Annotated in this window: 15 protein-coding genes; 10 read left to right on the top strand and 5 right to left on the bottom strand. The window is 34.6% G+C overall.

Annotated elements, in window-relative coordinates:
• Positions 1-12: 12 nt before the first annotated feature.
• The 4 genes from galK to GKZ88_RS19535 form a co-directional block, all read right to left on the bottom strand.
• Positions 13-1,173 (bottom strand): galactokinase, encoded by a 1,161-nt coding sequence (galK, locus tag GKZ88_RS19550; protein ID WP_155104001.1) that lies wholly within the window; start codon positions 1,171-1,173, stop codon positions 13-15.
• The gene (locus GKZ88_RS19545) at positions 1,173-3,515 is read right to left on the bottom strand and encodes a glycoside hydrolase family 2 TIM barrel-domain containing protein (RefSeq protein ID WP_155104000.1); all 2,343 of its coding nucleotides are present in this window, start codon (positions 3,513-3,515) and stop codon (positions 1,173-1,175) included. The genes galK and GKZ88_RS19545 overlap by 1 nt, the downstream gene beginning before the upstream one ends.
• 170 nt (positions 3,516-3,685) lie before the next feature.
• Positions 3,686-4,723, bottom strand: a complete 1,038-nt coding sequence (locus tag GKZ88_RS19540) for a glycosyl hydrolase 53 family protein (RefSeq protein ID WP_155103999.1) — start codon at positions 4,721-4,723, stop codon at positions 3,686-3,688.
• Between the two features lie 5 nt (positions 4,724-4,728).
• Complete coding sequence (locus GKZ88_RS19535) at positions 4,729-5,781, bottom strand: aldose epimerase family protein (protein ID WP_155103998.1); 1,053 nt, start codon at positions 5,779-5,781, stop codon at positions 4,729-4,731.
• A gap of 101 nt (positions 5,782-5,882) precedes the next feature.
• Between GKZ88_RS19535 and GKZ88_RS19530 the strand changes: the two genes are divergently transcribed.
• Positions 5,883-6,881, top strand: coding sequence for a GntR family transcriptional regulator (locus tag GKZ88_RS19530; protein ID WP_155103997.1), 999 nt, complete (start codon positions 5,883-5,885; stop codon positions 6,879-6,881).
• A 253-nt stretch (positions 6,882-7,134) separates the two neighbouring features.
• Positions 7,135-7,791: a fructose-6-phosphate aldolase gene (gene fsa / locus GKZ88_RS19525; RefSeq protein WP_155103996.1), complete on the top strand. Its 657-nt coding sequence runs from the start codon at positions 7,135-7,137 to the stop codon at positions 7,789-7,791.
• Positions 7,792-8,065: 274 nt separating this feature from the next.
• On the opposite strand, the gene GKZ88_RS19520 is transcribed toward fsa, so the two are convergent.
• Positions 8,066-8,755: an NUDIX domain-containing protein gene (locus GKZ88_RS19520; RefSeq protein WP_133523625.1), complete on the bottom strand. Its 690-nt coding sequence runs from the start codon at positions 8,753-8,755 to the stop codon at positions 8,066-8,068.
• A gap of 556 nt (positions 8,756-9,311) precedes the next feature.
• On the opposite strand from GKZ88_RS19520, the gene GKZ88_RS19515 reads away from it, so the two are divergent.
• The 8 genes from GKZ88_RS19515 (at position 9,312) to GKZ88_RS19480 (ending at position 24,156) form a co-directional block, all read left to right on the top strand.
• Positions 9,312-12,356, top strand: a complete 3,045-nt coding sequence (locus tag GKZ88_RS19515) for a TonB-dependent receptor (protein WP_155103995.1) — start codon at positions 9,312-9,314, stop codon at positions 12,354-12,356.
• Between the two features lie 29 nt (positions 12,357-12,385).
• Positions 12,386-13,948: a RagB/SusD family nutrient uptake outer membrane protein gene (locus GKZ88_RS19510; protein ID WP_155103994.1), complete on the top strand. Its 1,563-nt coding sequence runs from the start codon at positions 12,386-12,388 to the stop codon at positions 13,946-13,948.
• 146 nt (positions 13,949-14,094) lie between these two features.
• The gene (locus GKZ88_RS19505) at positions 14,095-15,642 is read left to right on the top strand and encodes an alpha-L-arabinofuranosidase C-terminal domain-containing protein (protein WP_155103993.1); all 1,548 of its coding nucleotides are present in this window, start codon (positions 14,095-14,097) and stop codon (positions 15,640-15,642) included.
• A 12-nt stretch (positions 15,643-15,654) separates the two neighbouring features.
• Positions 15,655-17,283 (top strand): arabinan endo-1,5-alpha-L-arabinosidase, encoded by a 1,629-nt coding sequence (locus GKZ88_RS19500; RefSeq protein ID WP_155103992.1) that lies wholly within the window; start codon positions 15,655-15,657, stop codon positions 17,281-17,283.
• Between the two features lie 183 nt (positions 17,284-17,466).
• A complete protein-coding gene (locus GKZ88_RS19495) occupies positions 17,467-18,423 on the top strand; it encodes a glycoside hydrolase family 43 protein (RefSeq protein WP_155103991.1) in 957 nt (318 codons plus the stop codon).
• A 200-nt stretch (positions 18,424-18,623) separates the two neighbouring features.
• On the top strand, positions 18,624-20,918 hold the full coding sequence (locus GKZ88_RS19490; protein ID WP_347343902.1) for a glycoside hydrolase family 127 protein: 2,295 nt from the start codon (positions 18,624-18,626) through the stop codon (positions 20,916-20,918).
• A gap of 9 nt (positions 20,919-20,927) precedes the next feature.
• On the top strand, positions 20,928-21,911 hold the full coding sequence (locus GKZ88_RS19485) for an arabinan endo-1,5-alpha-L-arabinosidase (protein ID WP_155103990.1): 984 nt from the start codon (positions 20,928-20,930) through the stop codon (positions 21,909-21,911).
• A gap of 259 nt (positions 21,912-22,170) precedes the next feature.
• Positions 22,171-24,156, top strand: coding sequence for an alpha-L-arabinofuranosidase C-terminal domain-containing protein (locus tag GKZ88_RS19480; protein ID WP_155103989.1), 1,986 nt, complete (start codon positions 22,171-22,173; stop codon positions 24,154-24,156).
• Positions 24,157-24,223 lie beyond the last annotated feature (67 nt).

The raw sequence follows: 24,223 nt of genomic DNA, 5'->3' as shown, positions 1-24,223 counted from the left end.
TGTGTTGTGGTATTAAAGTAGTTGTGTTCCGTTTGAGATTTTTACATCATAGAATTTTAATTCAATTCCAAATGTATCTAAATAAAGATTTGAAAACTTACTTTTTACCTCATTTTCATGACCTTTTTTAATTAAATTTATGGTGCATCCGCCAAAACCGCCGCCCATTAAACGAGAACCAATAATGGCATCATCAGCTTTTGCAGTATCTACAAGCATATCCAATTCTTCGCAGCTTACAGCATATTCCTGTGATAATCCATAATGTGTTTCAAAAAGCAATTGTCCTAAAAGTTCTATATTTCCTTTGTCCAAAGCCTCGCAAGCTTTGATTACTCGGTTGATTTCTTTTACAACAAAATGTACTCTTTTAAAAACAGTTGGATCAAATTTATCCTGAATGCTCAAAAGCTGTTCTTCTTTGCAGTCTCTAAAAGTTTTTACTTCTGGAAAATGATTTTTTATAATCACTAAACCTTGTTCGCACTCGATTCTTCTTGTGTTGTATTCTGAAGTGAAAAGAGAATGTTTCACATTGCTGTCCATTAAAATCAAAGAATAATCTTTGAAATCGGCATTGTGATATTCAAATTCCAACGTGTTGCAGTCTAATTTAATTACTTTGTTGTCAAGTCCGTGAACGCTTGAAAACTGATCCATAATTCCACAGTTGATTCCAACCCAGTGTTCTGCTTTTTGTCCTAATAATGCTATGTCTTTCTTTTCAATTTTTAAGCTGAAAAGTTCTTTTATACCGAAAATCATCCCGCATTCTAAAGCAGCAGAAGATGACAATCCAGATCCAACCGGAATATTACTGCTGAAAACACAGTTGAAACCTTCAAAAGCAAAACCATTATCCTGAAGCTGTTTGATAACGCCACGGATATAATTGGTCCAAACGGCATCATTCAATTCGATTTTTTGAGTCAAATCAATTTCAAATTCTTCATTTAAATCGATGGCGATTATTTTAGATTTTTGAGTATTGTTTTTCTCAAAAGCAAAACAAATTACTTTGTCAATTGCGGCAGGTAAAACGTAACCGTCGTTATAATCAATATGTTCTCCAATGATATTGATTCGTCCTGGAGAAAGTACAATTTTTTGAGGAGCAGACCCGAAAGTTTTCTCAAAAAATGCAGTGGTGTTTTGAATTAAAATCTCATTCATTATTTAGTAATTGTAATAGTGTTGTCTTGTAGATTATTTGATGTTGCTTTTAGCACAATTTTCTTTTTCAGGTCTTTGGTTTTCAAAATAATGGTTGCAATTCCGGCTTCAGCCTGAACGGGATTTTGTCCAATGATTTCGGCATTTCCTTCGCTTAAAGCAAAAGTTACTTCGTTTGTCGCCGTTGGAATAACAGTTCCATTTTCGTCAGTAATTTTGGCATAAACGAAAACCATATCTGGAAATTCCGGATTGATTTTTACCGAAGAAAGATCATAACTCAATTCAATTTTTGAAGCTTTTCCAGGAGTTTTCACACTGTTTGAAGCCACTTTTTTTCCTTTGATGAAACCTTCCGCACGCAAAGTTCCTGCTTGAAATGCTGTTACTTTAAAAATAAATGGTGCGTGTTCCAGTTTGTCGCTGTTATTGTTTACAGTTGGTTTTTCTTTAGAAATTAAAATATCATTTACGTACAAAGCCACTTCATCACAATTGCTGTAAACAGTAACATTCAGTGGTGATTCTGGAGTCCAAAAATTGGCAATATTTACCATTGGTCCAGAGAACAATTTTTTATTCAAAACTACATTGGCATCGCGCTGGCTTTGATAGAAATAGTAAGCAAATTTTGGAATTCTGAAAATATCACTGATTCCAGAACTTTCTAAATCTGGACTGTAACCGCGGTTGTAATCAAACATAACCCAGTTTGCTTCTCCAATTGTTGATGCTCCTCTTCGGTTTGAATTTGATGCTTCCTGAAAATTATAAGCTTGCTGTAAAAGTCTTTTTTCACCCGCGCTGCGCAATTGTCTAGAAGTTCTTTCTTCTTCTTTTAAGTTGGCAAATTCGGTTTGATTGAAACCTGCGTTTTGAGCATAATATTCCCAATCGCCATATTCGGCAATGAAAATTTTACGATTTCCTTTGTTGTATTTTGTCCAATAATCCGGTGCTTTTGCGTGCTGGCGCGCCGGAATAAAGATGTCGTAATTGTCGTTGTCAATCCAGCTCGCACTGTAATTATGATCAAGAGGCAATTCTTCTTTAAGTGTTTTTGTCGCTTCTTTCATAAATTCTGGCGACATATTAGTTTCATTTAATGAAGCTTCCCAAAAAATAATACTCGGATGATTTCTGTCTCTTCTAGCCATATCGCGAATGTCCTGATAAGCACTTTTTTGAAATTGTTCTCCGCCAAAAAATTGCCATCCTGTCAAGCTGTTCATAACCAAAATTCCCAATTCGTCGCAGGCATTTAAGAAAGCTTCGGCATGCGGATAATGTGACATTCGAACAAAATCAAAACCGGCATTTTTAATTTTTACCGCATCACGATATTGCGCTTCATCAGAAATGGCGTACCCTAAATACGGATATTCTTGATGTTCGTTTGTTCCAGTAATGTAGATTTTTTCATCATTCAAATAATAACCATCGGCTTTTATTTCTGATTTTCTGATTCCGATTTTTTCTGAATACGAATCAACGACTTTATTATTCGAAATAATCTGAACTTCTAATTGGTACAAATTCGGATTATGAATCGACCATAATTTTGGATTTGTAACCGAAATGTTTTGAGTTAAAACAAAATCAGCATTCGGTTTAACCAAAAAATTATCCGATTTGATTTCGGTATTTTTGCCTTTATTATCGGTTAAAATAAATTTTAAAGAAGCTTTTTGTTCTGCGTCAAAATCATTTTGCAAATGCACCTGAACAGTTCCTGAAGCTTCAGTTTTATTGATGTTTTTAAAATTGACATAAAGACCGCCACTTGCCACTTTATTAGCATTTACAGCATCTGTAATATGTAATTTTGAAGTGGTAACGAAATAAACATTTCTATAAATTCCACCATAGTAATTAAAGTCTAAATCTTTTATAGGCTTTCCAGGTAAAAAATCTGGATTGTCTTCGTTATTGACTTTTACTTTAATTGTGTTTTCATTATTGGCATTCAAATACGGCGTAACATCAACTGTAAATGGCAAATAACCGCCTTTATGATTCGTTACTTTTTTATCGTTGATCCAAACGTCAGCTTCCTGCATTACACCTTCAAAATAAATAAAGGCTTTTTGGTCTTTTGAGACAGCAGTTTTGAATTTTTTCTGATACCAAGATGTTCCTTGAAACTGCTTGATTACCACTAATTTTTCTAATCTAGCGGTGTGCGGAATTGTCACTTTTTCCCAATCCTGAGCTGGAGTTTCTTCTCTTTTAAATTCCCAGTCGACACCAAAATTTACTTTTGTGCGTGACTGCGCCTGAATTTTTCCGAATGAAAAATTCAGTAGAAATAAGAAAAATATGGATTTAAAAATTAATTTCATTTTCTGTTTTTTTAACCATTTAGATATTAAGAAAATTAAGTCCAAGCTTTGTCAAGAGAATTAAGCCAAGCTATAAATGTATTTTAGACGAACGCAAAACTTAATGATCTTTCATTTAACACAAAGCTTAATGAGCCTTAATGTCTTAATGGTAAATTTTTAATTGTTTATTATTTGAAAGCATCTAAAGCCGGTGAAGGTTTTCCGTCAGAAAGCCAAGCGCTTAATTGATAACCGCTCCAGCTTTTTTCGCCTTCCGGTTCCCAATAAATCACACCTAAACCTTTATTGTTTGGAACACTTTTTACTGCTTTTATAGTCGCTTCGAGCATTTCTTTTGTGTTTTGCACCTCAGTATAATCACCGCCAACTTCAACAACCATAACTTCTTTATTGTAGCGCGAAGCCATATCTTTTAAATTATTTTCTAAATCTAAAATGGTGCTTTTGTAATCGGTTTTAATCCAATAAGGATAATAGGACATTCCAATTACATCGTATTTTACATTATTGGCAGTCGCTTTATCAAAAAACCATCTGAATTTTTCGCTTTTGTTTCCTTCGTCAAGATGCACGACAACTTTTATTTTTGAATCGATTGCTTTTGTCGCGTCATAACCTTTATTAAGCAATTGTGCCAATTGTGCAAAATTGTCTGAGCTTCCTTCCGGCCAAAGCATGCCGCCTGGAATTTCATTTCCAATCTGAACCCATTCAGGAGTAACGCCGGCCTTTTTTAATAAAGTCAATACATCAAAAGTGTGATTGTAAACATCATTTAAAAGTTCGGTAAATGAATGTTGAGCCCAAGCTGCAGGTTTATTTTGTTTTCCAGGATCTGCCCATGAATCGCTGTAATGAAAATCGATCATGATGCGCATTCCCATTTTTTGGGCACGGACCGCCATCACAACAGTTTCTTCGGGACTGCAGTGTCCGCTTGCTTTATCGTTATTCGGGTTTACCCAAACACGAAGGCGAATCGTGTTGATGCCACGGTCTTTTAATAATTGCAGACAGTCTTTTTCTTTTCCGTCAGTATCATAAAATTTATAACCCGTTGCTTCCATTTGTGGCAACCAGCCAACATCGGCTCCTTTTGCAAAACTTTTATCTTCAGTTTTTACATCTTTACTGTCTTTTGTCGTGGTGCACGAAGCAAAAACAGCAACAGCAAAAAGGCCTAATAATACTTTGATCTTTTTCATAAATCTTAAGTTAAAGTTTCAAATTTGTAAACCGTTGTCTGCTGATATTCTTCCCCTTTTTTCAAAACTGAATTCGGGAAATGTTCTTGATTTGGTGCATCAGGAAAATTTTGCGTTTCAAAACAAATACCGCTTACGGCACTGTAATTTACGTTTTCTTTTCCTTTTAAAGTGTCAAAACAGTTGCCGCCTACATATATATGTACACTTGGCTGATCTGTGTAAACACTCATTTTTAATTTTGTTTTCGGGCTGTATAAAGTTGCCACAACATCATTTGAAGGTTCAATTACAAACGAATTGTCAATTGATTGCGGACAGTTTTTAGACGTTCTAAAATCGAAATCATGACCTGAAACGGCTGTGAATTTTCCGGTTGGAATACTTTCCGAATTGGTTTCTAAAAATTTATCTGAAACAATAGTCATTTCCTGATCTAAAACAGTCGAATCATGACCATTCAAATTGAAATAACTGTGATGCGTTAAGTTGATAACCGTATCTTCAGTTGTGGTCGCTTTGTATTCCAGTTTCAATTCGTTGGCTTCTGTTAAAGTATATTTTAAATCAACATGTAAAGCTCCAGGATAATTTTGGTCTAAATCTTCGCTTAAAAGATTAAAAGTAATGGATGGATTTTCGCCAGAAGTTAGATCAGAAACATTCCATGCTTTTTTTCCAAAACCTTCATTTCCTCCGTGCAAAGCATTTCCGTTATTATTTCCGGCCAACTGAAATTCTTTTCCATTTAAAGTAAAAATTCCTTTGTTGATTCTCCCGGCATAACGGCCAACAGTAGTTCCAAAATAAGGCGCGCTTGGTAAATTGTATGAACTTATATAAGATTCTAAAGTATCAAAACCCAAAACCACATCAACCAATTTTCCATCAACGGGAATTTTAATTGAAGTTACCGTTGCACCATAATTGATTAACTGAACTTTCGTTCCGTTTTTGTTTGACAATTCGAAAGAAAGAATTTCTTGGTTATCAAGCGTTAAACCAAATGATTTATATGCAGAAGCATCTTGAAAATGCGATATATGTTTTATTTCCATGCTATTTTTAACAAAAGTGAAATTCAAAAGTAGAAACATTTTTCGCCTTTGCATACCAGTACCTACCAGTTTTTTGTATATTGCGCCAAATTTCAATTTTTATGAATATTATCTCCATCCAAAATAACATTGGTCTGCCAAAATATAAGCAGATAATTCTGTCAATTGAAAAAGCGATTGATGAAGAGAAATTGGTAAAAGGCGACCGTCTTCCATCAGTAAATAAAGTCTGTCTGGCTTTTTCTTTATCTCGCGATACGGTTTTGCTGGCGTATGAAGAATTAAAAAAAAGGGGAATTATTTATGCCATTCCAGGTAAAGGCTATTATATTAAAAGCGTCGAAACCACTATAAAACAAAAGGTTTTTTTACTTTTTGATGAATTGAATATTTTTAAAGAAGATATTTATAATTCGTTTTTACAGCACATCGGAAAAAATGTTCAGGTTGATATTTTCTTTCATCATTTTAATATTCAGGTTTTCCAGAAGCTCATCAATGACAGCAATGGCAATTACACGAAATATATTATTATGCCAACCAATTTGCTCGATACGGCATCTTCAATAAAAACCCTACCAGTAAACGAAGTTATCATACTGGATCAGACCAATCCTGATTTAAGAGCGTATCCGGCGATTTATCAAAATCACGAGAAAGATATTTTTGAAGGTTTGTATAATGCCAAAGGAAGATTGAAAAATTACAAAAAACTGATTTTAATTTTCCTCGGATTTAGAGAACCGCTTGGTATGAAAATAGGTTTTGAAGCTTTTTGTACCGAATATAATTTTGAATACGAAATCATAAGCGAATTTACGGATCGAAAAATTGCTGTTGGCGATGTATATATTATTCCAACCGATCGTGAGCTGGTTCATGTTATTGAAAACGCAAGAAATCAGAATTTGAAATTGGGAATTGATTTCGGAATTATCTCTTATAACGAAACGCGATTAAAAAAGATTGTCGCAAACGGAATTACGACAATTTCGACTCATTTTGAAACCATGGGAAAAATTTTAGCCGAAATGGTTTTGAAAGGAAAAAAAGAACAGATCGAAAACAAATCGTCTTTGATTATGCGAAATTCTTTGTAGTGTTGAGGTAAGTTAATTTTCTTTTCGGGTATTTATATCACAAGCAATTTTCTTATTGTTTAACAAATTATCATTTTTTTAATTAAAAAAATAAGGAAACAATTTTTTGTTTTTGTGGAAATATTTTACATACATTTGTAAATGTAAATTTTACACTTATTATTTAATTTGTTTTATTGAAGAGAATACCTAGGAAGAAACTCGTCAAAAAGATAAAACAAACTAGTTTTTAATTCATTCAAAAAAAAGACAAATGAAATTTTTTATAGATACAGCAAATTTAAAAGATATTAAAGAAGCCAATGATTTAGGTGTTTTAGATGGTGTAACCACAAATCCGTCATTAATGGCAAAAGAAGGAATTACGGGCGCACAGAATATTTTAGATCATTATATAAAAATTTGTGAACTGGTAGAAGGTGATGTCAGTGCCGAGGTAATTTCAACCGATTTTGAAGGTATGATTGCCGAAGGAGAAAAATTAGCTGCACTGCATCCGCAGATTGTAGTTAAAATTCCGATGATTAAAGAAGGCGTAAAAGCAATAAAATATTTTGCCAATAAAGGAATCAGAACCAATTGTACTTTAGTGTTTTCTTCTGGCCAGGCGTTATTGGCAGCAAAAGCTGGAGCCACTTATGTTTCGCCATTTATTGGGCGTTTAGATGATATTTCGACAGACGGAATGAATCTAATTGAAGAAATAAGATTGATTTATGACAATTACGGATATGAAACTCAAATCCTTGCCGCTTCAGTTCGAAATGTAATGCATATAATTAATTGCGCAAAAATTGGATCTGATGTTATTACTGGGCCATTAAGCGCAATTGAAGGTTTGTTGAAACATCCATTAACAGATATTGGTTTGGCAACTTTCCTTGCTGATTATCAAAAAGGAAATAGCTAAAAGGTTTTTTTCTCGCAGATTTGGCAGATTAAGCTGATTCCAGGATTAAAAAAATTCCCTAAATCTGCCGGATCTGCGAGAGATTATTTTTCAAAAAAAAGATTAATTAGTTAGTTTTTTAATAGTAGTTTTATTGAAGTAAAAACCCTGAAAGATTGTGGCTTTCAGGGTTTTATTTTTTTATTTAATGTTTTTCTCGCAGATTTAGCAGATTTAAAAGATTTCAACGTAGAGAGAAAATCTATCGAATCTGCTAAATCTGCGAGAAACAATTTTACAAGTTCAAAACAAAATCGTTTAGTAATTTTTCTTCATATTTTTCTTTGTTGAAAGTATACAAATATGAACCTTTACGAGAAGACTGCATATCCTTTTCATCTAATTTATTCAAAATTTCTAATGAATTAATTTTGCTGATAAAATTACGTTTGTCCAATTCTTTGCTCAAAATTGCCTCATATAATTCTAATAACTGCCTCATAGTGAATTTCTCCGGAAGCAATTCGAATCCAATAGGTTTAATTGAAGTTCTGTAGCGAAGTCTTCTGATGGCGTGTTCAACCATTTCATTATGGTCAAAAATCAAGTTTGGCGCATCGGTAATACTAAACCATTGTGCGTGATAATTTTTGATCAGTTCGGCATTATGATTTTCGATATTAATCAAAGCATAATAAGAAACCGAAATGGTTCTTTCGACAGGATCACGATCAATTTCAGAGTACGCATAAAGCTGCTCCATATAAATATCGTTTAAACCTGTGTATGTATTTAAAATTCGTATCGCGGCATTATCCAGTACTTCATCACGCTTTAAAAACCCTCCAATTAAAGACCATTTGCCCTTTTCTGGCTCAAAGTCTCTTTTAATTAAAAGTATTTTTAAGCCTTGATTGTCGAAACCAAAAATGATACAATCTACTGCTAATAACGCTTTATCAGCAGAGCTATAACTGTTTAGCATAATTAATATTTTGTGGTAAATATATAAACTTCCTAATACGTTTCATAATTTATTAATGTAGATTTTACACTTAAAACAAAAAATTATCAAAAAAAGAAGTTAAAAAAAATCATCATAAAACTGCAATTGGAAGCATATTTTATCGTTTTCAAACGTTTTCGAAACAAAAATAAGCTGTTTTTTTAATATTCGAAGCAATTTGCGCGAAAAATTAAACCTTATAAACAAGATTTTTTTTACAAATAAAAATTTTTTTATACCGCAAATTATTCTAAAACAGCGTATTCATAATTTTTTTTAAAAAGTCGTTTTTTTGATTAAAAAGAAGCTTTTTGATAAAAAGTGTAGATTTTACACAAATAACCCTTGAAAAAGGTCTTTTTTTTGAAAAAAATATCAATTTATTAATGTTAATTTCACACTTAATTTATGATATGTATTTTTTTTCAGCGGTTTTTTTAGGATATTAATTTGTTTTTGAGGTTTTTTTTTAGTTAAATTTACAAATGTAAAATTAACACTTATAATTATACACTAACCAACTTAATTAAACCTTATGATAACAAACCAACGATTATTTTTTTATTGCAACTTTTTGTTGCCAAAAAAAGAATGGCTTTTAGCATTAGTAATGCTATTATTCTCTGCTAATCAAATGTCGGCTCAAGGCAAAGCGATTAGCGGAGTTGTTACCTCGGCTCAAGACAAATTGCCTTTGCCGGGTGTGAATATTATGATTAAAGGAACCAAAACCGTTACAACAACTGGTTTTGATGGAGAGTATTCGATTAAAGCATCTTCAGGTGATGTTTTAGTTTTTTCATTTATAGGATTTCAGAACCAAGAAATCACAGTAGGAAATCAATCAAAAATTGATATTACATTAGGAGAAGATACAAATAAACTTAATGAAGTAGTAGTTGTAGGTTACGGTACACAGAAGAAAGCCGATTTAACGGGTTCAATTGGTGTAGTTGACATGGAAGCAGCGAAGAAAACCGTAACATATGATCCTGCAAAAATGCTTCAGGGGCAGGTTGCGGGTGTAACAGTACAATCATCAGGAGAGCCTGGAGGATTTGTGAATGTTAAAATTAGAGGTATCAATTCGTTTACAAATAACAATCCTCTTTTTGTTATTGACGGAATGATTGTATCAAACCCGAATGACTTTGCACCAGGAGATATCGAATCGATGCAGGTTTTAAAAGATGCATCGGCTGCAGCTATTTATGGTGTTCAGGGAGCAAACGGGGTTGTAATTATTACGACTAAAAAAGGGAAAAGCGGTAAATTAGACATTAAATATAAATCGCTTGTAGGTTTCCAGAATGTGGCTAGAAAATGGGATCTGACAGACAGAGTTGGATATCAAAAAATCACAACAGCTGCCGAATTGAATGCAGGATTAGGAATTGCTCCAGGGAACAACCCAGCTAGTCCATCATACATCAGTAATGTTGATACAAACTGGCAAAATGAGGCTTTCCAGACTGGTCTTGTCGAAAATCACTCGCTTACTTTTAGCGGAGGTGCTGAAACTTTAGGGTATAATTTAAATACCGATTATTTCAAAAATACAAGTTACTTGAACTCGCCTCAGGATTATGAAAGATATTCTGCTAATTTGAATTTATACGGTAAAAAAGGAAAATTCAAATACGGTTCAAAAATTGGCTATACAAAATCGGATAAAGAAAACTTTAATGAATACAACGCTGGAGAATCAGCAATTGTAGATTTATTAGGCGCAATTCCAACAATGAAAGTGTACGATCCAAATAGACTTGGAGGTTACGGAGGAACAGACAACTTAACGCAGAGAGCAATCTCTATGAACGTTATTGGTTACAATAACTTGATTACTAATAATGGGCAAAGAAGCCGTTTTATTGGAGATCTTTGGGGAGAATTGGAAATCATTAAAGGCTTAAAATATAAATTAGATTTAAGTTATGACAGATTGGATTTTCAAAATAGAAAATTCATTCCGCCAAGTGATTTAGGATGGTATTATATCACAACAAATGATGAAGCTTCTTTAGATGTTGATAACGGAAATCAGCAAAGAACATTCGTAAATAATTTATTGACTTACGAAATTACTTTAGACAAGCACAAAATTGATGCTTTAGGAGGCTGGATTCAGGAAAGAAATGATTATTACAGACATTGGTCAAGAGGTGTTGGCTATACTCCGGGCGAAATCAGCCAAATTCAGTATGCTGATGCTACAAGTGCTGGAGAATATAAAAACACACTTACAAATATCTCTTACTTAAGCCGTTTGAATTATTCTTACGATGACCGTTATTTCATTACTGGAAACTTCAGACAAGATAAAACATCACTTTTTAGTGAAGACAACAATACGGCTAATTTCTACTCTTTTTCTGGAGCATGGAAAGTAAGCAACGAGAAATTCATTCATTTACCAGAGTGGTTTAATACCATTAAATTAAGAGGAGGTTATGGAGAATTAGGGAACAATACACTTGGAGTTTATGCTTATTCGCCAACAATTAATGCATTTGCTGGATACGATTTCAACAATACATTAGCTCCGGGAACAACAGTTGTAAGTGCAATTGACCCAAATGTTCACTGGGAAAAAACAGCGACTTCAAACGTTGCGGTTGAACTTGGTTTCTTAGACAATGATTTGCAGATTACAGCAGAGTACTATCAGAAAAAATCAACAGATTTATTAATTGGAGTGCCATTGCCTTATTCAACTGGAGCATTTCCAGCAAGTATTACAACAAACGCAGGTGCGGTTAAAAACAGTGGTTTTGAGTTTACGGCTACGTACAACAACAATCACCACGAGTTTAAATACAACATCTCGGCAAATTTAGGAACCTTGAAAAATGAGGTTTTACAAATTGGTCTTGACGGAAATCCAATTTACGGTGCAGCTTCAAAAACTGAAGTGGGAAGATCAATTGGTGAACTTTATACGTATCAAGTTGCTGGAATTTTTCAAAATGCGGCTGATTTAGCTTCTTCGCCAACTCAGACGAATGCAGGTGTTGGAGATCTTAAATTCAGTGATTTAAACGGTGACGGTCAAATTACGGATGCTGACAGAAAGTTCATGGGAGTTGCAATTCCTAAATACAGCTACGGAATTAATTTTGGTGCAAATTATAAAAATTGGGATTTCTCAATGTTCTGGCAAGGTTCAGGAGGAAACAAAGTATTCAACGGATTGTATCGTAATTTAATGACAGAACAATATGGAAACAGCCATGTTGATGCCTTGAATTACTGGACGCCAACAAACACGAATACAAATGTGCCTCGTCCTATTATTGGAGATCCAAACGGAAACGCAAGAGATTCTGACAGGTTTATTGAAAGCGGTGATTATATCAAATTACAGACAATGGAAATTGGATACGAACTTCCATTGCCAAAAGATTTGTTTATTCAAAAAGCGAAACTGTATGTAAATGGTCAAAACTTATGGATCATTAGCAAATACAGAGGTTACGATCCAGATTTTAATTACAATGATGGATTATTCTCTAGAGGATATGATGCTGGATCATTCCCAAACCCAAGAACAATTTCTTTGGGTGTTGAAGTAACTTTTTAAACTAGCCTAACCAATTAAAACGAATTAAAATGAAATATAAAGTATTTAACTATATAACAGTTTTCTTTTCATTAGCACTTGTTACCACAAGCTGTGTTGATAATGAAGACTTGAACCAAGTGGACCCAAACGTTGAAACTGCAGGTTCATTTTGGAAAACAGATCAAGACGCTATCGAAGGAGTAAATGCCGCTTACGGAAGTTTGCTTACTGATGGAACTTACATGAGAAGTACGCCTTTGCTTTTAGATTTAAAAGGAGATGATACACGAAGCAACAGCCCTTGGGGAGCAATGTATAACGTTGGGCGTTTCAACTCAAACCCTACAGATCCTGCAATTTACGGCTGGGCTTTTGAAACATACTATCAAGGAATTTACCGTGCCAATCAAGTTTTGACAAATGTTCCAGAAATACAATTTACAGATGCAGCTCTTAAAAACAGGATTTTAGGACAAGCGTATTTTTTAAGAGGATTGTATTTATTTCATGCGGTAAATATGTTTAAAAATGTACCGCTTCCAACAGAAATTAAATTGTATACACCGCAAAAAACAGAAGCAGAAGGATGGGCGCTGGTTATTGCTGATTTTAAAGCTGCTGCCGATTTGCTGCCAACATCATATGATGCCGTTACAGGAATCGATAAAGGTCAAAAAGGACGTGCTACAAAAGGAGCAGCTTTAGGATATTTAGGAAAAGCGTATTTGTTTACTAAAGATTTTGCAAACGCAAAAACAACCTTTAAACAAGTAATTGATTTAGGAGTTTATTCATTAGTTTCAAACTATCGTGATAACTTTACTACAGCTAATGAAAACAATTCTGAATCTCTTTTTGAAGTTCAGTTCAGCAGAGATGCAGGCGGAGTTGATTTAGGATGGGGCGGTGCTCCGGCTTCTGGCTGGGGAAAAACTTCTGCCCGTGCAATTACTTATGCGCCAAGAGCTTTTGGATGGACAGACGTTCAGCCTTCATGGACATTATTTAATGAATTTCAGCAGGAAAAAACAAAAACGAATGCTGTAGATCCTCGTTTAGATGCTACAATATTTTATAATAAACCAGGCGGCATGCAATTGTACGGTAAAGATTTTGCTACGTTCTATGCAACGAGTCCAGCTGATTTAAATGATATCTTTTGCAGAAAATATCAAAATTCAGATGGTCAATTTGCTGATGAGTACGACTGGCGTTCAGGAATCAACGAGCGTTTGTTGAGATATGCGGATATTTTATTGATGTATGCTGAAACGTTAAACGAAACAGGTGATACTCCAGGAGCTTACACTTACATTCAAATGGTAAGAAACAGAGTTAACTTGCCTGATTTAGCTACAACAAAACCAGGAATGAATCAGGCTCAAATGAGAGATCAGATTGGCCACGAAAGATTTTTAGAATTCCCTCTTGAAGGACACCGTTTTGATGATATTCGTCGTTGGGGATGGCTTCAGGATGCTACAAAATTGGCTTGGTTAAAAACAAGAGATGTAGAGTTCAATTCATATGCGCCAGGAAGAGAATATTTCCCAATTCCTCAATTAGAAATGGATAACAATCCGGGAACTGTACAGAACAGCAGTTATTAAAAAGTTTTCAGTCGCGGTCTCAGTCACAGTATATAACGAGACTGGGACTGAAAACTGAGACTAAGAATAAATTTGAATTAGTAAGAATACTTAATATCATGTGGAGGCTTCAAAATCTTCACATGATATTATAACTTAAAAACATTATGAAAAAAGCACTTTTAATTACCTTTCTTATTACCCTTTGTAATCAGGTTAGTTTTGCCCAAAATCAAACCACAGTTGTTACTATAAAAAATAATGCAGATGCGCCAGTAATTAATAAAAACATTTACGGGCATTTTGCTGAACACTTAGGACGCTGTATTTACGGCGGATTTTTTGTTGGAGACACTTCAAAAATACCAAACACAAATGGAGTAAGAAATGACATTATTGCTGCTTTAAAAGATTTAAAAATTCCAAATTTAAGATGGCCTGGAGGCTGTTTTGCCGATACTTACCATTGGAAAGACGGAATTGGACCAAAAGAAGAAAGACCAACTATTGTAAACAAATGGTGGGGAGGCGTAACGGAAGACAACAGTTTTGGAACTCACGATTTCCTTAATATGTGCGAGCTTCTTGGAGCTGAACCTTATTTGTCAGGAAATGTTGGAAGCGGAACCGTTCAGGAATTAGCAGACTGGGTTCAGTACACCAATTTTGGCGGCAGAAGCCCGATGAGTGATTTGCGTCAAAAAAATGGAAGAAAAGAACCTTGGAAAGTTAAATTCTGGGGAATTGGAAATGAAGCATGGGGATGCGGAGGAAATATGACAGCAGAATATTATGCTGGAGAATACAGAAAATTTGCAACATTCATGTCGGATTGGGAAAACACTGGCGGACTTACACGCATCGCGTCAGGTTCAAATGGTGATGATTATAATTGGACAGAAGTTTTAATGAAAAACATTCCAACAAATATGTTAGGTGGTCTTGGAGTACATCATTATGCCGTAATTGAATGGGCTAAAAAAGGGGATGACAGAGATTTTACTGAAGAAGGTTATTTCAAAACAATGAAATCGGCTTTAAAAATGGAAGAGCTTGTTACAAAGCATTCTGCCATAATGGACAAATACGATCCAAAGAAAAAAGTAGCCATGATGGTTGACGAATGGGGAGGCTGGTATGAAGTGGAGAAAGGAACAAATCCAGGGTTTTTATATCAGCAAAATACAATGCGTGACGCAGTTTTGGCTGGCGCAACATTGAATATTTTCAATAACCATGCGGACAGAGTTAAAATGGCAAACTTGGCTCAATGTGTAAATGTTTTGCAGGCTGTAATCCTTACAGATAAAGCAAAAATGATAACTACGCCAACGTATCACGTAATGAAAATGTACAGTGTGCATCAGGATGCTAAATTATTGCCAGTAAGTTTTACTTCGCCAAATTATACTTTTAATGGAGAAATACTTCCTGCAGTTTCGGCATCAGCTTCAAAAGATAAAAGCGGAGCGGTTCATATTTCTTTAGTAAATGTTGACGCTAAAAATAAAAACAAAATAGAAATTGATGTAAATGAACTTGGCGTTAAAAATTTCACAGGAATAGTTTTAACATCAGCGAAATTACAAGATTACAATTCATTCGATACACCAAACAAAATTGTTCCAACGGTTTTTAAAGGTTTCGAAAACAAAAAAGGAAAACTTGAAATCATAATTCCTCCTTTCTCAGTTGTTGTTTTAGAAGGAAAATAACAAGCTAAAAAAATGAAAAAATCAAATTCCATAATAAAAGTAATATCCAAAATCGGACTGTTTTTGGTTGTTCTAATTGCAGCAAGCTGTTCTAAAGATGATCCGGCAGTACCTGAAGTTGGCGGACCAGATCCTGTGGTACCACCAGTTGTTGTTCCGCCATCTACATTTGCCGGACCAACATATGCAGATAATTACACTTCAATTTCAAGTTGGGGAAACAGATCGCAGTGGAATTTGGCCAACGTACATGATCCATCGGTAGAAAAATCTGGAGACTATTATTATATGTACCAAACCGACGCTTCTTACGGAAATGCGCATGAAGGTAACGGACATTTTTTCTACAGAAGATCAAAAGATTTAATCAATTGGGAATTCATGGGATCTTCGATGACTACGGCTCCGGCTTGGGTAAAAGATTCTTTGAACAATAAAAGAGCAAGAATGAATCCGGCGCTACCTCCAATTACAAATCCGAGTTATGGTTATTGGGCACCTTGTGTTAGAAAAGTCGGAAATAAATTCAGAATGTATTACAGCATTGTGGTTACGAATCCAATTACTGGAACAGATACCAATACATCATGGTCAGAACGCGCTTTTATTGGTTTGGCCGAAACAGATGATTTGGCTTCAAATAATTGGGTTGATAAAGGAATGGTGGTTTGCTCTGAACCAGATGGTGTAAAAAGCTATGTTCGAAACGGAGGAAACGATTGGGATGCTTATTTTAAATTCAACGCCATCGACCCGAGTTTTATCCAGACTCCAGAGGGTGATCAGTATTTAATTTATGGTTCTTGGCATTCTGGAATTGCAGCTTTAAAACTAGATCCAGCAACAGGAAAACCTGCTAAATTAAAAACAATTGATGATTACGGAGTTCGAATTGCAGGTCGCGGAAACGTGAGTACAAACCGTTGGCAAGCTCTTGAAGGACCAGAAATTATCTATAATCCAGATACACAATATTATTATTTGTTTTTGGCTTATGATGAATTATCAGTTGCGTATAATACTCGTGTAGCGCGTTCAAAAAACATTTTAGGCCCTTATTTAACAATCAGCGGCAGCAGTATTACAACGGGATCTGAATGTTTCCCGATGGTTACACATCCGTATCAATTTAAAAATCATACAGGCTGGGTGGGATTTGCACATTGTGCCGTTTTTCAAAATCCAGATACAAAACAATGGTATTATGCTTCTCAGGCGCGTTTGCCTGAAGGTGTTGCCGGAATTGCAGTTTCAAATGCGGTAATGATGGGACATGTTCGCGCCATTCAATGGACAGAAGATGGCTGGCCAGTTGTTGAAGCAGAACGTTACGCAGGAGTTCCAGCAACAACAATTACCGAGGCAAATTTCATTGGAACTTGGGAACAAATTACAATGAATTACCAATACAAAACGATGCAGAAAGCAGGAACAATTTATTTAACTGCCGATAAAAAAGTAAGCGGAGATGCAACAGGAACTTGGTCATACGACAGCACTAAAAAAGTATTAACGGTTAACGGAGTTAAATGTAATGTATCAGATTCTTGGGATTGGGAATTAGCCACAAGAAAAGTAACCTTGAGTTATTCTGGATATACAGCAGCTGGATTACCTGTTTGGGGTAAAAAGATTAATTAGAAAATTAGAAAATTAGAAAATTAGAAAATTAGAAAATTAGAAAATTAGAAAATTTCAATTTTTAAAATTCTAAAATAAGAATCTGCTCAATCTGCGAGAGAAAAAATAAGCCCCGGATTGCACAAATTTCCACAAATTAAAATTCGAGGAAATTTGTGCAATTCGTGGCAAAAAAAAAAGATAATGAAAAATCTATTTACAAGCCTGTCGCTTTTAGTTTTAATTACGTCATGTAAAGTAGTTGCTCAAAGCGATCCATCAAAATTCAATAATCCAATTATAAAAGATCAATATACCGGAGATCCGGCAGCATTAGTTTATAAAGACAAAGTGTATTTATACGCTGGTCATGATGAAGCGCCAAATGATTTTAATTTTTATAAGATGAATGAATGGGTTGTTTATTCTTCGTCAGATATGAAAAAATGGGAATCGCATCCAGTTCCGTTAAAAGTAACCGATTTTAAATGGGCAAAAAGTGATGCTTGGGCGTCGCAGGTAATTGAAAGAAACGGGAAATTTTATTGGTTTGTAACGGTTGAACATGGTTCAGTTCACGGAAAAGCAATTGGAGTTGCAGTTTCAGACAGTCCAATAGGACCTTTTAAAGATGCTTTAGGAAAAGCTTTAATTACAAACGACATGACCAAATATACCGATATAAGCTGGGACGATATCGATCCAACGGTTTATATCGATACTGATGGTCAAGCTTATTTGTTTTGGGGAAATACCTCTTGTCATTATGCAAAATTAAAAGAAAACATGACCGAACTTGATGGACCAATTCAGCATATTGAGCTACCGCATTTTACAGAAGCACCTTGGATTCACAAACACAAAGACTGGTATTATTTGTCATATGCTTATGAATTTCCAGAGAAAATAGCTTATGCCATGAGCAAATCAATAAATGGTCCATGGGAATTCAAAGGAATTTTGAATGAATTGGCCGGAAACAGTAATACAAATCATCAGTCAATAATTGATTTTAAAGGACAGTCGTATTTTATTTATCACAACGGGGCGTCCATTCCGCATGGAGGAAGTTTCAGAAGATCAGTCTGTGTTGATAAATTATACTATAACAAAGACGGAACAATGAAACGAGTGGTTATGACGTCTGAGGGAATTCAGTAATTTAGTGATCAGTGTTCAAGTTTTTAGTTTACAGTTTAGTTTTTCAGTCGCAATTTTCAGTTTTTAAAGGCACTGATTATATGATCTAAAAAAGTTTACAGTTAACCAAAACTTAAATTTACTTATATCACTTATATGGTTAACAAAAGAAGTATTTTAAACAATTATATTTTAAACACATGGTTTTCTCCTATATGAAAGTGAGTTTGAAAAAAATAACGATTAAATCATTTTATTTAATCGCAACTCTCTTAATTACTATTCCTTCAATCGCACAGATGCAGGAATTTAAGTTGCAAGAGATAAAACTAACTAGTGGTCCTTTCAAAAATGCTCAAAACGTTGATCTTAAATATTTATTAGACCTAAATCCAGATCGACTACTAGCACCTTATTTGATAGCTGCCGGCTTACCTACAAAAGCGGATAGATATGGCAACTGGGAAAACATAGGTCTTGATGGACATATAGGAGGTCATTATTTAGCGGCATTATCAATGATGTATGCTTCTACGGGAAATAATGAAATTAAAAGCCGTTTGGATTATATGATTTCTGAATTGGATCGTTGCCAGCAAAAGGACGGAACTGGTTATGTTGGAGGTATTCCTGAAGGAAAAGTCTTTTGGGATAGAATTCATAAAGGAGATATAGACGGTAGTGGTTTTGGTTTAAATAATACCTGGGTTCCAATCTATAATATTCATAAACTTTTTGCAGGCTTAATCGATGCCTACAATTATACGGATAATGAAAAGGCAAAAGAAATTGTAATAAAATTAGGAGATTGGTTTATCGAATTGATTCGACCTCTTTCTGATGAGCAAATTCAAAGAATCTTGAAAACAGAACATGGTGGTATAAACGAATCTTTTGCAGATTTATATAGCATCACAAAAAACAAAAAATATCTTGAAACGGCTGAAAAGCTTTCGCAAAAAGCCATTCTCGATCCATTAATTAAAAAGGAAGACAAACTAACGGGTTTACATGCTAATACACAAATACCAAAAGTTATTGGTTTTGAGAAAATTGGAAAGTTATCGGATAATAAACAATGGTCCGATGCCGCACAGTTTTTTTGGAAAAATGTCACCGAAAAAAGAACTGTCGCTTTTGGAGGAAATAGTGTTGCTGAACATTTCAATCCGATAAATGATTTTAGCGGTATGCTAAAATCAAATCAAGGCCCGGAAACTTGTAATTCCTACAATATGGAACGTTTAAGTAAAGCATTGTTTTTAGACAAAAATGATGTGAGTTACCTTGATTTTTATGAGCGTACACTTTACAATCACATTCTTTCTAGCCAAGAGCCTAATAGAGGTGGTTTTGTGTATTTTACTCCAATTCGACCAAATCATTATCGCGTATACTCGCAGCCAGAAACCAGCATGTGGTGTTGCGTTGGAACGGGACTTGAAAATCATTCTAAATATGGAGAATTAATTTATAGCCATTCAGAGCATGATATTTTTGTAAATCTTTTTATTCCATCCACTTTAAATTGGAAGGAAAAAGGAATAGAATTAGAGCAAACCACAAAATTTCCTTATGAAAATAATACTGAGATTGTTCTAAAACTTAAAAATCCTAATTCTTTTGTTTTGAATATTCGTTATCCAAAATGGGCAACGAATTTCGAAATTTTAGTCAACGGAAAATTGCAAAAAACAGATACCAAACCAGCTAACTATGTTAGTCTGGAAAGAAAATGGAAATCAGGAGATAAAATAACTATTGCATTCCAGACTTCAACTCATTTGGAAAAGTTGCCCGATGGCTCCAATTGGGCCGCATTTGTAAATGGTCCTATTGTATTAGCGGCTAAAACCTCTACTGAAAATTTAGATGGTTTGTTTGCTGATGATAGCCGAATGGGACATGTTGCTCAAGGAAAATACGTTTCGTTAGACAAAGCTTATGCACTAGTAGGAGAAGATGGAAGTTATGTTTCAAAACTTAAAGATTTAGGTAATATGCGCTTTAAGTTAGATTCATTAGAATTACAGCCCTTCTTTGAAATACACGATGCCCGTTATCAGATGTATTTTCAAACCTATAAACCAGAAGACTATAAAGAAAAACAGGCATTGTTAAGACAACAGGAAATTGAAGCTATGGCTATTGAAGCCAACACGGTCGATAAAATAAATTGTGGAGAACAACAGCCTGAAGTAGATCACCATTATAAAGGAGAAAAAAGTGAATCGGGCTATGAGGAAGATGGTTTTTGGAGAAATACCAGCTCTTATATTTCCTATCAAATGGTAAATAAAAATCTAGAAGGCAAATTTATTGAAATTAGTTTTTTAGGAGACTTTAAAACGGATAACCTTGATGTTTTTATTAATGAAAAACCTGCTGCAATTGTCACAAAAAAAGATAAGATAATTCAATTCAAAGTAGACAATACTCAAATTATTGATTTAAAAATTAAGTCTAAAGACGGCAAAAAAACGTCTAAAATTTCTCAAATAAGAATTGTAAAATAAAAAATAATCATGGAATTGTACATCAAAATAAAATCAATATTCTCACTCCTATTTATTCTAACTGGGTCCGCGGTAATAGCACAGGACATTGTTGTTCACGATCCGGTAGTGATCAAACAAAAAGACACTTATTATTTATATTGTACCGGAAACGGAATTAGTGTCTTTAGTTCAAAAGATTTAAAAAAATGGGACAAACAGCCACAGGTTTTCAAAGATAAACCCGTTTGGGCAGATGGCGTTGCCGCCGATTTCAAAAATCATATTTGGGCACCAGATATTTCATTGCACAACAATGTTTATTATCTGTATTATTCGGTTTCGGCTTTCGCCAAAAATACTTCGGCAATTGGAGTTGCTACGAATACGACTTTAGATCCATCTGATAAAAATTACAAATGGGTCGATCAGGGAATTGTAATTCAATCACAGCCTAATCGTGACATGTGGAACGCCATTGATCCGAATTTGGTTTTTGATGAAAACAATACGCCTTGGCTTTCATTTGGTTCTTTTTGGGAAGGCTTGAAAATGGTAAAATTAAATCCCGATCTAAAATCGATCGCCCAGCCTCAAGAATGGCACACGATCTCAAAACGAAAAAGAACTTTTGAATTAGCCGATTCTGATCCGGGTGACGGCGCACTTGAAGCTCCATTTATTTTTAAGAAAAACGGATATTACTATCAATTTCTTTCTTGGGATTTATGTTGCCGAGGGGAAAAAAGTACTTATAAAGTTGTGGTTGGAAGATCAAAAAACGTAACCGGACCTTATGTTGATAAAGACGGAAAATTATTAACCGAAGGTGGTGGAACCATCGTAGTCCAAGGCGATGAAAATTATTTTGGAGTAGGACATAACAGCGCTTATACATTTGATGGAAAAGATTACATTTTTTATCACGCTTATGAAAAGAAAACGAACGGAACACCAAGATTAGTGGTAAAAGAAATGAAATGGGATACTGATTTATGGCCTGTTTTGAAATAGAATATAGATTATAGAAAATAGAACAAAGAAGCAAGATTTTAGACTATTTAGATAAAAGATTAAAATAGATCTGCCTAATCTGCGAGAGAAAATTTAAACACACAACTATGTGTATTTTAAATAAATGAAATACCTTTTTTAGACAATGTACAACTATGATTCTATGTGTTTAAGTTAAAGCCACAATAGAAAACAAAATTAAAAACCCGTTTTATCCGCGTCATCCGCGTGCCATAAAACACATTTAAATAAATAAAAAATGAAGTCCAATTTAATTACAAAAATTACCCTTTGCGGTTTAATGCTGAGCGGCGTTTATGCATCGGCACAAAAAAATAATCTTCAAGTTGATGTTGCAAAAACAGTAACAAAAATTCAGCCCACCATGTACGGAGTGTTTTTTGAAGATATCAATTTTGCTGCAGATGGCGGATTGTATGCCGAAATGATCAAAAACAGATCTTTCGAATTCCAGTTTCCGTTAATGGGATGGAATCAGCCTAAAAGTGACCGTCATAAATTAAACACCGAATCAGGAATTGCAAATGTGATTCAGTATTCTCAAAAAGGGACAAATCATAATTACTGCCGAATTACCATTAATGATGCTTCAGGTTATGAGTTGATAAACGATGGTTTCAGAGGAATGGGAATCAAGAAAGATTTGAAGTACAATTTGACTTTAAAAGCTTCAAAAATTTCAGGTAATATTTCAAAAATCAAATTCCAATTTATTGACAAAAACAATAAAGTTTTAGGAGAAACTTCAGTTGTACCAACATCAAGTGATTGGTCCAATTATTCGGCTCAATTAACATCTTCAGCAACAGAAGCGAAAGCAAAATTAAAAATCACTTTTGAAGGAAATGGCGTAATTGATTTAGATAATATTTCATTATTTCCGGAAGATACTTGGGCAGGAAGAAAAAACGGACTTCGTAAAGATTTAGTCCAATTATTATACGATTTGAAACCAGGATTTTTGCGTTTCCCTGGAGGCTGTATTGTAGAAGGAAGAACTTTGGCAGAGCGTTACCAATGGAAAAAATCAGTAGGAAATGTTGAGGACAGAGAAACAGCAGTAAACCGTTGGAATATGGAATTTTCACATCGTCCGGCGCCAGATTATTTTCAGAGTTTTGGTTTGGGTTTCTTTGAATATTTTCAACTTTCAGAAGATATTGGCGCTTCTCCGCTTCCAATTTTAAGCTGTGGAATGGCTTGCCAGTTCAACACGGGAGAATTAGTTCCAATGGATCAAATCGATCCTTACGTTCAAGATGCGCTAGATTTAATTGAATTTGCAAATGGCGATGCGACGACAGCTTGGGGAAAAGTAAGAGCCGATATGGGACATCCAAAACCATTCAATTTAAAATTTATTGGAGTTGGAAATGAGCAATGGGGACCCGATTATATTGAACGTTTCAAAGTGTTTCAAAAAGCCATTAAAGCAAAATATCCAAACATCACAATCGTATCTGGAACAGGCCCTTTTCCTGACGGAGATTTTTATGATTATGGTATGAAAGAATTAAAAAAACTGAATGCAGAAATTGTTGACGAACATTATTATAAAGATCCAGCTTGGTTCCGTAAAAATGTAACGCGTTACGACAATTATGATCGTAAAGGACCAAAGATTTTTGCTGGAGAATACGCAGCGCAAAGTGTAGCAATTGCAAGTCCAGAAAACAAAAACAACTGGGAATGTGCCTTTTCTGAAGCGGCATTTATGACGGGAATGGAGCGTAATGCTGAGGTTGTTCAGTTAACTTCTTATGCGCCATTATTAGCTCATATTGAAGGCTGGCAATGGACACCAGATATGATTTGGTTCAATAATTTACAATCGTATGGAACGCCAAATTATTATGTTCAGAAATTATTTTCTAATAATAAAGGGACAGATTTAATCAATATTACAAAAGACGGAAAAGCGGTTACAGGACAAAATGATTTGTTTGCATCGGCAGTAAAAGATGTGAATTCTAAAGAAGTGATTTTGAAAATTGTTAATGCAAATGCTGCTTCTCAAAATGTTTCAATTGATTTAAAAGGTGCAAAATTAGAGTCAAAAGGAACGGCAATAGTTTTAAAAGGTGACGGAATAAATGACGAAAATTCTTTTGAAGCTCCAACTAAAATCAGCCCGAAAGAAAGCGAATTTAAAGTAAGCGGAAGCAAAGTTCAGTACGATTTTCCAGCTTATTCAGTAACAGTTTTGAAAATTAAGATGAAATAATCGCAACAGAATAAATGTAAAACTAACGTTTGTTTTCTCTTTTTGCCATAATTGCTTGTTTTGATGC

Source organism: Flavobacterium sp. LC2016-01 (assembly GCF_009711135.1).
In the GTDB taxonomy this organism is placed as follows: domain Bacteria; phylum Bacteroidota; class Bacteroidia; order Flavobacteriales; family Flavobacteriaceae; genus Flavobacterium.
Note: the sequence above shows the minus strand (reverse complement) of the source record. Positions and strands in the feature narration are given on the sequence as shown.